This is a genomic window from Paraburkholderia sp. JPY465 (assembly GCF_050436725.1).
GTDB lineage: Bacteria > Pseudomonadota > Gammaproteobacteria > Burkholderiales > Burkholderiaceae > Paraburkholderia > Paraburkholderia youngii.
Map to the genome: position 1 here is coordinate 624,620 of NZ_JBNDMT010000007.1, position 14,833 is coordinate 639,452.

The 14,833-nt window shown below is 59.3% G+C and carries 8 protein-coding genes, 2 pseudogenes and 1 other annotated feature; of the genes and pseudogenes, 6 read left to right on the forward strand and 4 right to left on the reverse strand.

Annotation, left to right across the window (positions count from 1 at the left end):
• Positions 1–159: 159 nt before the first annotated feature.
• A protein-coding gene (locus tag QFZ94_RS43590) for an IS3 family transposase (RefSeq protein WP_429458928.1) occupies positions 160–1,397 on the reverse strand; the annotation gives its coding sequence in 2 pieces (ribosomal slippage) (positions 160–1,094 and positions 1,094–1,397; 1,239 coding nt in all).
• Positions 991–1,107, reverse strand: a sequence feature (AL1L pseudoknot). It overlaps the preceding gene by 117 nt.
• A gap of 260 nt (positions 1,398–1,657) precedes the next feature.
• Here QFZ94_RS43590 and QFZ94_RS43595 point away from each other — a divergent pair.
• The 4 genes and pseudogenes from QFZ94_RS43595 to QFZ94_RS43610 all read left to right on the forward strand — a co-directional run bounded on the left by QFZ94_RS43595 (position 1,658) and on the right by QFZ94_RS43610 (position 7,346).
• Positions 1,658–2,680, forward strand: a pseudogene (locus QFZ94_RS43595) (IS3 family transposase).
• A gap of 352 nt (positions 2,681–3,032) precedes the next feature.
• Positions 3,033–5,264: a DPP IV N-terminal domain-containing protein gene (locus QFZ94_RS43600; RefSeq protein WP_429464184.1), complete on the forward strand. Its 2,232-nt coding sequence runs from the start codon at positions 3,033–3,035 to the stop codon at positions 5,262–5,264.
• 462 nt (positions 5,265–5,726) lie between these two features.
• On the forward strand, positions 5,727–5,903 hold the full coding sequence (locus QFZ94_RS43605) for a hypothetical protein (RefSeq protein ID WP_429464186.1): 177 nt from the start codon (positions 5,727–5,729) through the stop codon (positions 5,901–5,903).
• Positions 5,904–6,023: 120 nt separating this feature from the next.
• Positions 6,024–7,346, forward strand: a complete 1,323-nt coding sequence (locus QFZ94_RS43610; RefSeq protein WP_429462130.1) for an IS5 family transposase — start codon at positions 6,024–6,026, stop codon at positions 7,344–7,346.
• A gap of 27 nt (positions 7,347–7,373) precedes the next feature.
• Here the strand turns inward: QFZ94_RS43610 and QFZ94_RS43615 are convergent, their stop codons facing one another.
• Positions 7,374–8,294, reverse strand: a complete 921-nt coding sequence (locus tag QFZ94_RS43615; protein ID WP_429464188.1) for an IS5 family transposase — start codon at positions 8,292–8,294, stop codon at positions 7,374–7,376.
• Between the two features lie 129 nt (positions 8,295–8,423).
• On the reverse strand, positions 8,424–9,494 hold the full coding sequence (locus QFZ94_RS43620) for a LacI family DNA-binding transcriptional regulator (protein ID WP_410853104.1): 1,071 nt from the start codon (positions 9,492–9,494) through the stop codon (positions 8,424–8,426).
• Positions 9,495–9,644: 150 nt separating this feature from the next.
• On the opposite strand from QFZ94_RS43620, the gene QFZ94_RS43625 reads away from it, so the two are divergent.
• Positions 9,645–10,640 carry an IS5 family transposase gene (locus tag QFZ94_RS43625; protein WP_429463914.1) on the forward strand — a complete coding sequence of 332 codons (996 nt, stop codon included), beginning with the start codon at positions 9,645–9,647 and terminating at the stop codon, positions 10,638–10,640.
• A 700-nt stretch (positions 10,641–11,340) separates the two neighbouring features.
• Here the strand turns inward: QFZ94_RS43625 and QFZ94_RS43630 are convergent.
• Positions 11,341–11,852: pseudogene (locus QFZ94_RS43630) on the reverse strand (transposase); the annotation flags it as partial.
• Between the two features lie 484 nt (positions 11,853–12,336).
• On the opposite strand from QFZ94_RS43630, the gene gspD reads away from it, so the two are divergent.
• Entirely contained in the window at positions 12,337–14,646 is a 2,310-nt protein-coding gene (gspD, locus tag QFZ94_RS43635; RefSeq protein ID WP_429464331.1) for a type II secretion system secretin GspD, read from the forward strand.
• Positions 14,647–14,833 lie beyond the last annotated feature (187 nt).

A 14,833-nucleotide genomic window follows, 5' to 3' on the forward strand; every position in this document is an offset into this window, starting at 1 on the left:
AATGCCCGCGATCGTGCGAGTTTTGAGATGCGGAGCGGTACGCGTTCGGACAAATCGCAGCAGGTTGCGCGGTGGCCATTCAGTGAGCCTGTGCACGAGGTAGACGTACGGCTCAAGGTCTGAACCGCCCCGGGTTTCCCGGAGACTATTTTGCTTGAGTCATGCCACGGCGGCAGACCCAGCGAGATTTGCATAATAAGCGGCTTCGGCCTGCGCGGGTGGAATGTTGCCGATGGGGCCGAAGAGCCGACGATTGTTGAACCAGTCCACCCATTCGAGCGTCGCCATTTCAACGGCCTGCAGATTGCGCCACGGTCCGAGGCGATGGATGACCTCTGCCTTGTACAAGCCGTTGATCGTTTCAGCCAGTGCGTTATCGTAGGAGTCGCCCACGCTGCCCACCGACGGCTCGATGCCCGCCTCGACCAGCCGATCCGTATAGCGGATCGATACGTATTGCACGCCGCGGTCGCTGTGATGGATCAGCCCGTCCTGCTGCGCCGGCTGTCGTTCGTACAAGGCCTGCTCCAGTGCGTCCAGAACGAAGTCCGTGCGCGCCGAGCTCGACACGCGCCAGCCGACAATGCGTCGGGCGAACACGTCGATGATGAACGCGACATAGACGAAGCCCTGCCAGCTCGATACATAGGTAAAATCTGAAACCCACAGCGCATTGGGCCGTTCGGCCGTGAATTGCCGCTTCACCAGATCCTTCGGGCACGGCGTCGAACCATCGCTCACTGTCGTACGTACCGTCTTGCCCCGCACCACGCCGCGCAGGCCCATCTGCTTCATCAGCCGCTCGACCGTGCAGCGCGCCACGACAATGCCTTCGCGCTTCAATTGCGTCCAGACCTTGTCTGCGCCATAGACCTGGAAGTTTTCTTCCCACGCGCGCCGGATCTCATCCTTGAGCATCCTGTCACGCTGGGCCCGCGGCGGCACCAGGTCAGGATTGGCGCGGCGAGCCACATGGGTGTAGTACGTCGACGGTGCGATTGGCAGCACCCTGCAGATCGGCTCGACCCCGTAGACGTGCCGGTGATCATCGATGAACGTGATCATCACTTCGGTCGGCGGTCGAGCTCCGCCTGTGCGAAATACGCTGACGCCTTGCGCAGGATTTCATTGACCTGCCGAAGCTCACGTACTTCCCGCTCCAGTTCCTTGAGCCGATCCTGCTCCTGCGTACTCGTGCCCGGGCGCAAACCCCGATCCCGCTCCTCCTTGCGCACCCAGCTACGCAGCGTCTCGCCCGAGCAGCCAAACTTCGCCGCAATCGACGCGATCACTTTCCATTGCGATTCCCGGTCGCCTTGATGTTCCAGCACCATTCGCACAGCCCGCTCACGCACTTCCGGCGAGTATCTTGGGGATTTCTTCTTCGTGTTTTCCATAGCTCCATTTTCTCAAGAAGTGGAGTCTCCGGAAAACCCGGGGCGGTTCAGTCGCTGGCGCTGCATACGAGCACGACTTAGTCAACGGGGGGGCTGGCCATCTCCGTGTGCAGTGACGCATTTCCGCCAATCGGGCCGACGGTTGTAGGAAATGTTGGGTTGCGGACAAACAGAGGTGGCGCCGAGAATTCGGACAGTTCGTTGAGTGGAAAAGCAGGGGCGTGAGTCGGTCATAATGGGCGGCAACAAGGAACCAGAAGATGACGAAACGAAACCGACGGACACACTCAGCAGCGTTCAAGGCAAAGGTGGCACTCGCGGCGCTCAAGGGCGACAAGACGCTGGCAGAGCTGGCCCAGCAGTTTGATGTCCATCCGAATCAGATCACGGACTGGAAGAAGCAACTGCAGGAGCGGGTTGCCGATGTGTTCGAAGCGGGCAACTCGGCGCCAGCGGCACCGCCAGTCGACGTGAAGGTACTGCACGCGAAGATCGGGCAGTTGACGCTGGAGAATGATTTTTTAGAAAGCGCGCTCAGCAAGGCCGGGATTGCTGGGCGTAAGGCGATGATTGATCGTGGCGGCTGGTAGGCATCAGCCGGGCGAGCGCCTATTACCAATCGCGTGGGGTGCTGCGTCGCGAAGGCAGCAAGGTCGGGCGCAGGCACGCCGGCACCTTGATGAAGCGCATGGGCGTCGAGGCGTTGTATCGCAAGCCGAACACGAGCCGCAAGCATGCAGCCCACAGGATCTGGCCATACCTGCTACGCAACCGGAAGATCGACCGGGCCAATCAGGTCTGGGCACTCGATACGAGCTATATCCCGATGGCGCGCGGCTTCGTCTATCTGACGGCCGTCGTGGACTGGGCGAGTCGTCGGGTGCTGGCATACCGGGTGGCGATCACGCTGGAGAGCTGCCACGCTGTCGAGGCGCTGGAGGAAGCGTTTGCGAAATACGGGCTGCCTGAGATCGTCAACACGGATCAAGGCAGCCCCGTTCACCGCAACCGATTTACCGACGCGGTGCTTAGCCGGAACGTTCCTCTGTCCATGGATGGAAAGGGCGCCTGGCGTGACAACGTGTTCGTCGAACGGGTGTGGCGCAGCGTCAAATATGAAGAGGTCTATCTGAAAGCCTATGACTCGGTCAGCCACGCCCGCAGCTCAATCGGGCGATTACCTGAACGGGTATAACCAGAACCGGCCTGATGCCAGGCTGGCCGACCAGACACTGGATGAAGCATACTTCGCCACGCTGCCAGCGATAAAATCGGCAGCCTGATTGCCTCAGCGATTCCACTTAAAAACTCGCGGATCCTGTCTGAACGAACGAGGCCACCTGTCGCGGCGTCTTCGCTGGCTTATTCATCTGCCGACTTGCAGTTTCCAAGACCGGCCACTCTACTTCCCGTTATCGCGACAGAACCTCACCGGTCGCCTCGCTTGCGATCAGCGGACACTGATCATACCCACTCGCATTCACTGATGGCATAAAAATTGCAGCAAGGTAAGCCGACGACGTAACCTACATACTCAAGGCCAAACATTCATGCAACAAAATTGTCACCATCTTTCTGCTTCTAGTTTCCTACTGCACGTTGCTATCGGCTGCTGACAACCAGGGGAACGGAACCATGCCCCCCCCCTTTGCTCTTACCCCCTCAGACTTTCAGCGGGCTCTTAGAGTTCGTTATCAATACTCGGATAAAATTGTCAATTTCGTCGATACCCCCCCTTTCTGGCTTTCGCCCGAGACGTTTGCCTACCGACGGACGACACATGGCGAGCGCCAGTTCATTAAATTCAATGTCAAAACTGGGAAGAAGCAACCGGCTTTCGATCATAGTCGCCTTGCCGAAGCATTAAATAAGGCGGCCTCCTCCAATTTCCGAGGCACTTCGCTGCCCTTTGACCGCTTCGAAATCGGACAAGACGGCAACCAGTTGCTGTTCTCCATTGATTCCGTTCAGTGGAGTTGTGATCTTTCAAGCTACATCTGCACTAGGATCTCTCAGGGCGAAATCTTGTCATTTCATAACGACTTCACGCCAACGGCTGAAAGCGATAGTCGAATGACAAGCGATTCGCCGGACGGCAAGTGGAAAGCATATATCAAAAACTACAACGTCTTTCTAATGAGTAAGGACGGGTCAGTAAATGTACCGCTAAGTTCGGACGGGACAGAAGCGAACAATTACGTCTTCTCATCCCTAAAGTGGTCCCCTGACTCGAATCACCTCGCAGGTTACCGTGTCGCCGTCGGCCAACCGCGTCAAATCATGCTTGTCAATTCCTCAGCAACAAACCATCAAGCCAGGTATGAGCCATTAGCGTATCCCAAAGCGGGAGATATTCTTCCGCGACCGCAACCGGTACTATTCGACATAGTCAACAAGCGCACGGTCAATATCGACAATGCCTTGTTCCCGAATCCTTTTGACCTTTCCCAAATTAATTGGTGGAAGGATGGGAAAGGCTTTACATTTGAGTACAACCAACGCGGCCATCAGCTCTACCGAGTAATCGAGGTGGAGGCAGCCACCGGCCGTACGCGGTCTTTGATCGATGAGGTCAGCTCCACGTTCGTCGATTATAGAGATTTAAGAAATAACCAAAGAAGTGCCGGAAAGCGCTTTCGTTACAATGTTAATGATGGAGAGGAAATTATCTGGGCATCCGAGCGCGATGGATTTGAACATCTGTACCTATTTAATGGCCGTACCGGTGTTTTAGAAAACCAAATCACCAAAGGTGAGTGGATTGTCCGCGGGGTGGCCCACATCGATCCAGTTAGAAGGGAAATCTGGTTTGAAGCAAGCGGAATGAATTTCGGTGAGGACCCTTATTTCGTTCATGCCTACCGAATTGGCTTCGACGGAAAGGGGCTGACATCACTTACGCCAGAACCGGCCAATCATCACATCGAGTTTTCTCCGGACGGTAGATTCTACGTCGACCTCTGGTCGCGTATCGACCTTCCCCCACGCATGGCGCTTTTCCGATCTAGCGACAACGCTAAACTGATGCAGATCGAGAGCACCGACCTCTCCCAACTCGAATCTAATGGATGGAGAGCACCAATCAATTTTGTTGCCAAAGGGCGCGATGGTAAGACCGATATTTGGGGAATCATTCATCTACCAGATAGATTCGATCCACATCTGAAGTATCCTGTGGTGGAGCATATATATGCCGGCCCGCAAGGCTCTCACGTCCCAAAGTCATTCACAACCACAACAGAGCCCCTTACCCAGTTAGGTTTTATCGTTGTGCAAATCGACGGAATGGGCACTAACAACCGTTCACGCCTTTTCCATGATGTCGCGTGGAAGAATCTGAAAGATGCAGGTCTTCCCGATCGCATTCTGTGGCATAAGGCGGCTGCCTCTGTATATCCCTGGTACGACATCTCGAATTTGGGAATCTTCGGTACATCAGCTGGCGGCCAGAATGCCATGAATGCACTGCTATTCCATTCGGACTTCTATAAGGTTGCGGTAGCCAACAGCGGCTGCTATGACAACCGTATGGACAAGATATGGTGGAACGAACAGTGGATGGGCTGGCCCGTCGGCATTGAATACTCACAGTCCTCCGCCATCGACAATGCCGACAATCTGCACGGCAAACTTATGCTTGTTGTGGGCGAAATGGACCACAATGTCGATCCGGCCTCCACCTTTGCGCTCGCCGACAGTCTCATTAAGGCGGGAAAGGAATTCGAAATGGTCTATGTGCCCGGTGCTGATCATGGAGCCCCCGGTATCTTCACCGAGCGTAAGCTCATGGATTTCTTCGTTCGCAATGTTTTCGGGCAAGATCCGCCTAATTGGAATGCCACATCGACGCATTTTCCGTCGAGTTGATTTCCCTTTATACTGATCGCCGTGACATTGAGTTCTTAGGATTTTTCTATAGTCACATTCAATCGTTTACGTTGGGCTCAGGACTGCTATTGTTTGCCTTCGTTGAACGCAAGCCCGCAAGATTCGTGTGGGAGACCGGCGCAGTGTCATCGCCGGTCGCTGAGCGTCGCCGTCGTTCAGGCGCTACGCCGAAAGCAGTGGGGTCAATGCCGTTGCGCGTTGGCGATCGTACTCGCTCTGGCGCTTGAAAATTTCTCGCCTCAGCGGTCGTGGACCTGAGGATTGAAAGTGGCACGGCCATTGGGATGCCAACGAGATCATTCGCTTGTAGGGGTTATAAGCTGGAACCGCCGATTTTTTCGAAATTCTTCCAATTCAATAGTCGGCCCTGAACAATTCATTCTTCGATGCACCCGCATCAGGCCGGCGCAATGCTGCGGTCGAGCAAAGCAGCAAGAACGTATGCAAAAAAAAGCCGCAGCTTCCTGGCTTTGTTCAGCAGGGCATGGCTGCAGTTGGTTGCAGACGCAACTAGGCATTTTTGACGCAAACGGCCTTGCCGAAGCTGTTCCACAAATTCACGAGGTTCGCGATAATCACGCCCTCGCGCTGCTGAGATTCGGTTTTGCGCGTCAGTAGTCGGGTCTGAAAAATTCGAAGAGCCGTGTGCAACAAGGGTTTAAAGAGGAAAGTGGTTGATGCATTTGCAGGAACCTGGCATTTTATGGGTAATTTCCTGCAAATTCTGTCGAGGTCTGGATGGGTCCGAAGGCAGTGGTGAGCGAAGGCGATTTGTTCCGGCATCCTCTGCGCGAGCAGATCAACCTGAAGCATCCGCTGGTGCGTCTGACCGATCTGATCAACTGGGATGGATTGAATGCGTCGATGAGCGCGAGCTTCGTCTCACGCAAAGGTCGGCCGGCCACCTCACCGAGGTTGATTGCTGGTTTGTTGTATCTGCAGCATGCGTTCGATCTGTCGGACGAGGAAGTGGTCTGGCAATGGGTGGAAAACCCGTATTGGCAGGTCTTTACTGGCGAAACGTTTTTGCAGACGGAGCCGCCGATCGATCCGTCGAGCCTGACCCGCTGGCGCAAGCGCCTGGGTGAGGCCGGAGTTGAAGAACTGCTGGCCGAGACGATCGAAGCGGCGAAGCGCGCGGGCGTGATCAAGGCTTCAAGCGCAAAGCGCGTCATCGTTGACACGACGGTCATGCAAAAGGCGGTCGCCCATCCAACCGATTCGCGTCTGCTCGAACGGTGTCGCGAACATCTCGTGAAGGCTGCGGCACGGCACGGGTTGAAGCTGCGGCAGAACTACAACCGCGAGGCGCCGCACCTGGCGCGTCAGATTGGCCGCTACGCGCATGCGAAGCAGTACAAGCGCATGAAGAAGGCGCTGCGCACGTTGCGCTCGCGCGTTGGGCGGGTGATGCGTGATGTCGAGCGTCAGCTCGATTCAGTCGCCGACACTGGGCGCATCGCGCTGCAGGAATTGATCAGCCGCACGAGGCGGATCCTGTCTCAGAAGCAGAAGGATAAAAACAAGCTGTACGCACTGCATGCGCCAGAAGTTGAATGTTTGGCGAAAGGCAAAGCCCGCACGCCCTACGAATTCGGTGTGAAAGTGTCGATCACGACGACACACAAGGAAGGGCTTGTTGTTGGCGCCCGCTCGATGCCCGGTAACCCATACGACGGTCACACGCTGGCTGAAGCGTTGGAGCAGGCGGCGATCTTGAGCGATGTGAAGCCCGACGTCGCCATTGTGGATCGCGGTTACAAGGGTGTCGCTGTCGAGGGAGTGAAGATCTACCACCCGGGATTGCGACGCGGAATCACGAGGGGCCTGCGCGCGATGATCCAAAGGCGAAGCGCAATCGAGCCTGCCATTGGTCACATGAAGGCCGACGGCAAACTCGACCGGAACTGGCTCAAAGGCGCACTCGGCGATGCAATACACGCAGTGCTGTGCGGCGCTGGCCACAACCTGAGGATGATCCTCAGAAAGCTGAGGCTTTTTTACGCCCTTGTTCTGATCGCCTGGCTTAGCCGATCAATCATCGTCGCCTTCCAGGCTTGAGGGCAAGCGCCGACCAAAACGAATTATTCAGACCCGACTCAGTAGCCGCGCACCGATGCAACGCTTGATTCGCGAGATCTGCGCCTCGACCAGCGCACGCTGGCCATACCCGTATTTGTTGCGGAACGCATGGATGCCCTCGTCCTTGATGTACCGAACGAGATGGTCGCGCCAGCGCGTCGCCGGCTGATTGTGAACGACCGCATTGGCCGGTGGGGGAATCACCGGCAGCACGCCGCAGGCTGACCACGCCTCGGTCTGCGCAATACTGTAGTACGCGCCGTCGGCGATCATGCAGTCGGCGATCACGCAGTCGACGTTCGCGTCGACTGCCAGCATCGCATTCAGGCCCGCCTCGTCGGAGACGTTGTCCTCGGTAATCGCGATCCGGTGGACATTCATCTCCGGGTCGATCGACAGATGCATCTTGCGCCACGGCGTCTGGCTCGCGTCGCGCCCGTACTTTTGCCGATGCCATTCGCTGGCCCGGCCAAAGTTCATGCCGCTGCTGTCGACGATCAGGCTGATGGCTTCGCCGTTGCGCAGGCGTTCGGCCACGCGAGCGCAGCGTTGCTTGACCTGAACCTCGAGCGTACGGAACCGCTCGCTCAGAAGCCCGAAACTCGGTACCCCGATGTCGAGTCCGCGCAGCGCCCAGAATTCGTGCATGTGGCCGGTGATCTGCCGCATGCCCCAGCCGAACAGCCGGTAGAAGATGAAGATCGGTTCGAGGTACGCATCGCTGTACGTCCGGGACTGACCCGACACGCCCTTCTGGTAGGGCGTGTCGTTGATCAACAGCGCCTTCAGGTCTCCGTCGGGACAATACAGGCTGAGTTGCCCGCGCCGCTTCAGGCTTTCGTTGTACTCGTGCGCGTTTGTTACCGCATAGCCCGGCTTCGCTCGTTTGCGCGGTTCGCCCGTCTTCAGTCTTGTCTTGTAAGGCATGAAAGCTCGCTCGTCGGATAGATCACCGGACTCTTTCTACCCGACCCACGGCCGCCGCGCAAGCGGCCCTCTTGAACAAAGCCTGTCGATGTGAAGCCTTTCAGCTCGTCGAAACGCCGAGGATCGGGTTCACCTCGCAAGGTGGTCGACCAGATAAGGGCTTCGGCGCAGGTTGGCCGAGCAGAAAATGCGGAACTCGACGGGCCCGGGAGGCGCGGGCGCGTCCACCACGCCGCACGCATTGAGCGCATGCTGCAATGCTGAGATCACCTGCCCGTCAGGGTCCTGGTCGATGGCGATATCCATCGTGCCTTGCTCAATGTATTGCCTGTGGCGGTCGAGCATTTCATGGCCGACCCACACCGTCTTGCCCGCCGCGCCCACCCTGCGCAACGCCGCTTCGATCCCTTCCGATCCGTATCCGCTGTTGTAGATGCCGACCACGTTGCTGCGCTTGAGTGCGTTCAGTACGGCACGATGGCAACGGTCTGGGTCATCCAGCGTTTCCATCTCTTCGTGTTCGCAGACGAGGTGCGGAAACGACTCGACCAGCGTCGCGCGGCATCCGCTGATCCGGTCGACGTGCGCGCGGTAGTCCTTGTGCGAGCAAAGCAGCAGCACGCGACCGGGCTGCGTCGCGAGCCGTCCTACGAAATACCCAGCCGTGCGGCCTGCGCTTGCATTGTCGATACCGGCGTAATGCAAACGGCCGATGTCGGCGATATCGGTCACCATCGTGACCGCGGGGACGCCCTGGGCGATCACTGCGCGCAGCGCATCGCGCACCGCGGGTGTGTCGTGCGTCGTGACGATCAGCCCGGCACGCTTGTGATTCGGTCGAAGGATCGCATGCGTGATGACTTCGTCGTCGGCCTCCGGAACGATTTGCCGATGCAGGACGATTCTCCGATCGAGCATTTGCATCGACCGTTGCAGCGCGAGATTAATCCGCTGAAAGAGGGGCGTGTCGTTGCGCGGGATCAGCACGTCGATATGCAGGAGTCCGTGCCTTGGATTGGGCAGCACGCGAGGCACGCCGAGTTCGCGTGCGGCCGCCACAACGCGTGCCCGCATCGCGGCGGACACGCTGCCCCGTTCGTTCAGCACGCGGTCCACCGTTGCGGGGCTCACGCCAGCGGCTTCGGCGATATCGAGGAAGCGGGGCCCGCGCTTGCGGCGTGGTGAGGTTGGGTTTTGCATGACCCTGTATCCATGTTTTGCGTGTATGGCTGCGCTGTCGCAGCGTCCGGCCTTTGCTCATTGCAGCATGTCGGCTTTGTCCGGATGGGGGTATTGCAAAGATGCTGCGGGTTGTGTAGAAGCGCAACATCATGAAGCCAGCGTTGAATAATGCCATATAAAGCCAGACTAAAGACGGGTGAACCGCGCAAGCGCAAGAAGCCGGGGTACCGGGTGACGAACGCGCGGGCGTATAACCAGAGCCTGAGAAAGGGCGGCATGATCAGCCTGTATGTGCCGGGCGGCGATCTGAAGGCGCAGCTTATCAACGCAAAGATCCGTACGCCGGGCGTGTCGGGGCGTGAGCCGACCTACACCACGGCGTACATCGAGCTGATCTTTACCTTCTACCGGCTGTTCGGTTGGGGGATGGGGCAGATCACCGGCTATATGGAGGACTACTGGGAGACTCGCGGGCTGGACATCCCGGTGCCCAGCGCCAGTCAGCTGGGCGAACGGTTCGCTTCACTGGAGGTGAGCGTCACGCAGCGTTGCGAACAGCTGGCCCGACGTCTCGCGCGCGGCGGGACGATCAGTCTCATGGTCGACAGCACGGGATTGAGCTTTGGGCGGGCGAGCCAGTGGTACGAGGCAAAGTACGCCCAGAAGGCCGCGCGCACGCCGTGGCGCAAGATGCATCTGTCGATCGACGCTGACATGAACGTACACGCGATCCGCATCACCACTACAGAAGTATCGGACAGCGAACGAATGGACGCCGTGCTGCCCGCTGACGTGCCGATGGATCGGGTGATTGTCGATGGCGCGTACTACAGCATCGAGCGTACCGAAGCGCTTTCAGGCGCGGGCGTGACGCCCGTCATCCCACCGCCAGCTCACGCTGTCGTACACGGCGAGGAGCGAACCCGCCGGCATGACCGGATCGTCAGATACATCGAGGACAAAGGCATCTATGCATTTCACAAGAAATACGGCTACGGTGTGCGCTCGCTGGTCGAGGCACAGATCTCGCGCATCAAGCGCTGCATCGGCGAGCGCCTGCTGACGCAGGGGCTTGCGTCGCAGGAAGGTGAAGGCGTAATCATCGCCAACCTGCTGAACCGGTGGAACGCCTTCGGCAAACCGGTTTGCGTCAAAAATGCATAGTCGCGTCCATAGCACGGGAACTTGTACCCATCCGGACAAAGCGCGTTGCGCAGCAGGTACTGGAATGCTCCTTTTTCAACTGCCTTGGAACGGCCACGCGATTGCCGGCCATCTCGCGCTTACAGGACGATTGACGATATTTCATCAACGTTTCCGTTGATCCGACCGAGCCCGGCGCTTAACTTCGGGGTCGTGCCGTTGGCGATAACCGATCGATACGGAGTCAGGATGGCGCAACGACTGCTGGGGTTCGCCTTCGCTGGAAGAAGCATCTTCGCGGGCGGATCGCAAAAATAAACCGTTTAGAGCATATGTCCATAACCAATAACTACGAGAATTCGGCGGATACCGCCTGCATCGATCCCAAACTAACGCTCAGATACACGGGTGCGCTATGCGCGCAAGGTAAGTCAGCACAGGCGAAGTCAATGTGCCGTGCAATTTTCGCCGCCGACCCAACTCGTGCGATGCGCTTACTCTTCTCGCGACGATTGCCTTCCCGATGAAGGAACTACCGGTTTGCCCTTCCCCTTCCGTCGCCCCGCCGCCTTGCGTGCGCGGTACCTTTCGTGTTCGCCGCCGCTGCGGGGCATGCGACGACCGACTGGGTCGACACACCCACACGAAGGCCTTTCTGACCGGCCCGCAGCTGATGGCGCGCAACGCGGTGCCATTGCTCGAACTGGCCGACGGCGAGATCACGGACATCGTCCTCGGTCATCCGCGGGGAGCCATAGGCGCCTTTGACCTCGGCATGGATAGACCGGATCAGGGCGAGCAACTGTGCATCCGTGAGCCGCTTGCGCCCGGGCGTGCCGCCGCGCTTCCACGCCCGATAGCCATTCAGGCTGACCGACAGGACCCCGCACAGCGCCGACAGCGGATAGTGACGGCGATGCGAATCAATCCAGGCGTACTTCACAGGAGGTCCTTCGCGAAGGACGCCGCCGCTTTTTTTGCGATTTCAAGTTCCATCTGCAGGCGCTTGTTCTCGGCCCGCAAGCGTGACAGTTCCATCTGCTCCGGCGTGACAACCTTTGTCCCCGGGCCGTTGAGCGTGCCTGCCTCATCGGCCTTGACCCAGTTGCGCAATGACTGGTGTGAAATCCCCAGCTTTCGAGCGACGACCCGCGCGCTTTGCCCGTCTTTCACTCGCTGCACCGCGAGCGCCCTGAACTCCGCGGTGTATGCCTGCTTCGGTATTTTGAACATCGATTCTTTCCTTCCTTCGGGTCGAGTTTACACACGACCTGCTGGAAGGCGAAATTTCGAGGGAAGCTCATCATCGCCAACCTGCTGAACCGGTGGAACGCCTTCGGCAAACCGATTTGCGTCAAAAATGCATAGTCGCGTCTATAGCACGGGAACTTATACCCATCCGGACAAAGCCCATCGGCAGCAGCGCATTCCAAGGCGGTCTTACTCCCTATGCCACGAAACTAGGCGTCTAATCTGGTGCTGCGGGCACGCATCGCACTTGAGCGTCTTCGACCCGGGCGACGGTAGCCAATTGCAGGTTTTGACTCTGCAGCCGTCATTGGCAAACGACCGATTCTACCTGACCGGGAAGGACCGAGAGGTAAGCTGCGCTGTTTTCTGGCAGTCCTCCCAGCAAATCATGTAAGGGTAAACCTGCCGTTTCGTTGCTCTCACATGGAATGTGACCAGAACCAAACACATTTGGATGGCAAATACTATGGCTTTTCTCGCGTCGCAACCAGCATTGCTGCTGGCTGCACGGATCACCGCGCAAACTGCACACGCGCTCGTGTCCGAAAATTCGGTGCCTCAGGATCAGGCGCTCAAAACCCTGCAGTCCGCGCTGCGGATGCAGGGTTTCGCGCCCGTGCAGGATCATGGCGTGCTGAAAGTGGTGCCCGAGGCCGACGCCAAGCTGCAAGGCGTGCCGACCTACGTCGGCAACGCGCCGACTGCGCGCGGCGACCAGATCGTCACGCAGGTCTTCGCGCTGAGGAATGAGTTGGCCAACAATCTGCTGCCCGTACTGCGTTCGCTGGTCTCGCCGAACAACACGGTCGCGGCCTACCCCGCCAAAAATACGATCGTCGTCACCGACTACGCCGACAACGTGCGGCGCATCGCCCGGATCATCGCCGATTTCGATAGCGCGGCCGGCCAGGGGTTTGCAGTCGTGCCGCTGAAGAACGCGAACGCGATCGACATCGCGCAGCAGATGAACAGGATGCTCGATCCGGGCTCGATCGGCAGCACGGACGCGACGCTCAAGGTGTCGATCTCGTCCGATCCGCGCACCAACTCGCTGCTGATGCGCGCGTCGAACACCGCACGCCTCGCGGCGGCCAAGGAACTCGCGAAGCAGCTCGACATGCCGACCACGATGCCGGGCAACATCCACGTCGTGCCGCTACGCAATGCCGACGCGACGAAGCTCGCGCGCACGCTGCGCAGCATGCTCGGGAAGGACGGCGACGAGGGTTCGTCAGGCGGTTCGAACGATGCAAACTCGTTCAATCAGAACAGCACTGGCGGCGGTCTGTCGAACAGCAGCAGCTCGACGGGTACGTCGGGCTCGCCGCCGTTGCAGTCGGGCGGCCTCGGCAGCGGCTCGATGAACTCTCCGATGGGCGGCGGCGCTTCGGGCTCGAACAGTAATAGCGGCGGCTTTCTCGGCGGCGATAAGGACAAGGACAAGGAGGAGCACCAGGACCAGGGCGGCGGCATGATCACCGCCGATCCCACGACCAACTCGCTGATCATTACCGCGCCCGAAGCGATGTACCGGAACTTGCGCGCGGTGATCGACCAGCTCGATGCGCGTCGCGCGCGGGTCTATATCGATGCACTGATCGTCGAGCTCAACTCGAATACGAGCGGCAATCTCGGCATTCAGTGGCAGGTCGCGAACGACAACCTGTTTGACGGTACTAACCTCGCGGCTGGCACGGGCAACAGCATCATCAACCTGACGCCGGCCGCGGCCGCTGGCGCCGGAAAGGGTCTGCTCACGGCTCCCGCCACGAGCGCAGCGCCTGGTCTGGCCACGGCTCCCGCCTCCAGCGCAGCGCCTGTCCAGCAGGGTCCGAACATCGGCTGGCTTCACAACACGTTCGGCGTGCAGGGTCTCGGCGGTCTGCTGCAGGCGCTGTCGCAGACCGCCGATGCGAACGTGCTGTCCACGCCGAACCTGATCACGCTCGACAACGAAGAGGCGAAGATCATCGTCGGTAACAACGTGCCGATCCAGACCGGTTCCGACTCGAACCTGACGAGCGGCACGACCAGCGCGGCGTTCAACACGTTCGACCGCGCCGACATCGGTCTGACGCTGCACGTGAAGCCGCAGATCACCGACGGCGGCACCCTGAAGCTGCAGCTCTACACGGAAGGCTTGGCGATCGTGGACGGCACGAACAACGCGGCGACGAACCCGGCGGGCCCGGAATTCACGAAGCGTTCGATCCAGTCGACCGTGCTGTGCGATAACGGCGAGATCATCGTGCTCGGCGGCCTGATGCAGGACAACTACCCGGTCAGCAACAGCAAGGTGCCGCTGCTCGGCGACATTCCGTGGCTGGGCCAGTTGTTCCGCTCCGAGCAGAAGACGCGCAACAAGACTAACCTGATGGTGTTCCTGCGCCCGGTGATCCTGAGCGACCGCGACACCACGCAGGCCGTCACGGCGAACCGCTATGACTACATTCAGGGTGTGCAGGGCGCGTACCGTTCGGACAACAACATCATGAGGGATCGCGACGATCCGGTCGTGCCGCCGATGCCGCTCGGCCCGAGCCAGGGCGGGGTGCCGGCGCTGAACCTGTTCGAGCTGAATCAAATGCGCCGCCAGCAGATGATGCCGCAACAGGTGCCTCAGCAGGTACCGCCGCAGGCCGTGCCGCAAGCTGGCGCGCAGACCACCACCGAACCCGTGCCGCAGACGATGCCGCAAACCATGCCGCAACCGGCCGTCGTCGAGCCGGCAAGCGGCCCGGTGTCGAGCACGGTGTCGCCGGGAGCGCGTCCGTGACGCAGATGCCCGCGCAAACCGCGCCCTCGCAACGTCCGCTGAACGGCGATGCCGCGGCCGGCGAGCGCGCAGCGGCCAGATCCTGGTCGCGCATCAGCATGCCGATAGCCTCGAAGTCTGGATCAGCGAGCGCACGAGCGAAGCCGCGCTTGCTGAAATCGCACGCAACTACGGCGTGGTGTCGGTC

Excerpts from the sequence above, each read along its gene's own strand:
- QFZ94_RS43600 (WP_429464184.1), top strand. The coding sequence starts at position 3,033 with ATGCCCCCCCCCTTTGCTCTTACCCCCTCAGACTTTCAGCGGGCTCTT.
- gspD (WP_429464331.1), top strand. The coding sequence starts at position 12,337 with ATGGCTTTTCTCGCGTCGCAACCAGCATTGCTGCTGGCTGCACGGATC.
- QFZ94_RS43605 (WP_429464186.1), top strand. The coding sequence starts at position 5,727 with ATGCAAAAAAAAGCCGCAGCTTCCTGGCTTTGTTCAGCAGGGCATGGC.
- QFZ94_RS43620 (WP_410853104.1), bottom strand. The coding sequence starts at position 9,494 with ATGCAAAACCCAACCTCACCACGCCGCAAGCGCGGGCCCCGCTTCCTC.
- QFZ94_RS43625 (WP_429463914.1), top strand. The coding sequence starts at position 9,645 with ATGCCATATAAAGCCAGACTAAAGACGGGTGAACCGCGCAAGCGCAAG.
- QFZ94_RS43615 (WP_429464188.1), bottom strand. The coding sequence starts at position 8,294 with ATGCCTTACAAGACAAGACTGAAGACGGGCGAACCGCGCAAACGAGCG.
- QFZ94_RS43610 (WP_429462130.1), top strand. The coding sequence starts at position 6,024 with ATGGGTCCGAAGGCAGTGGTGAGCGAAGGCGATTTGTTCCGGCATCCT.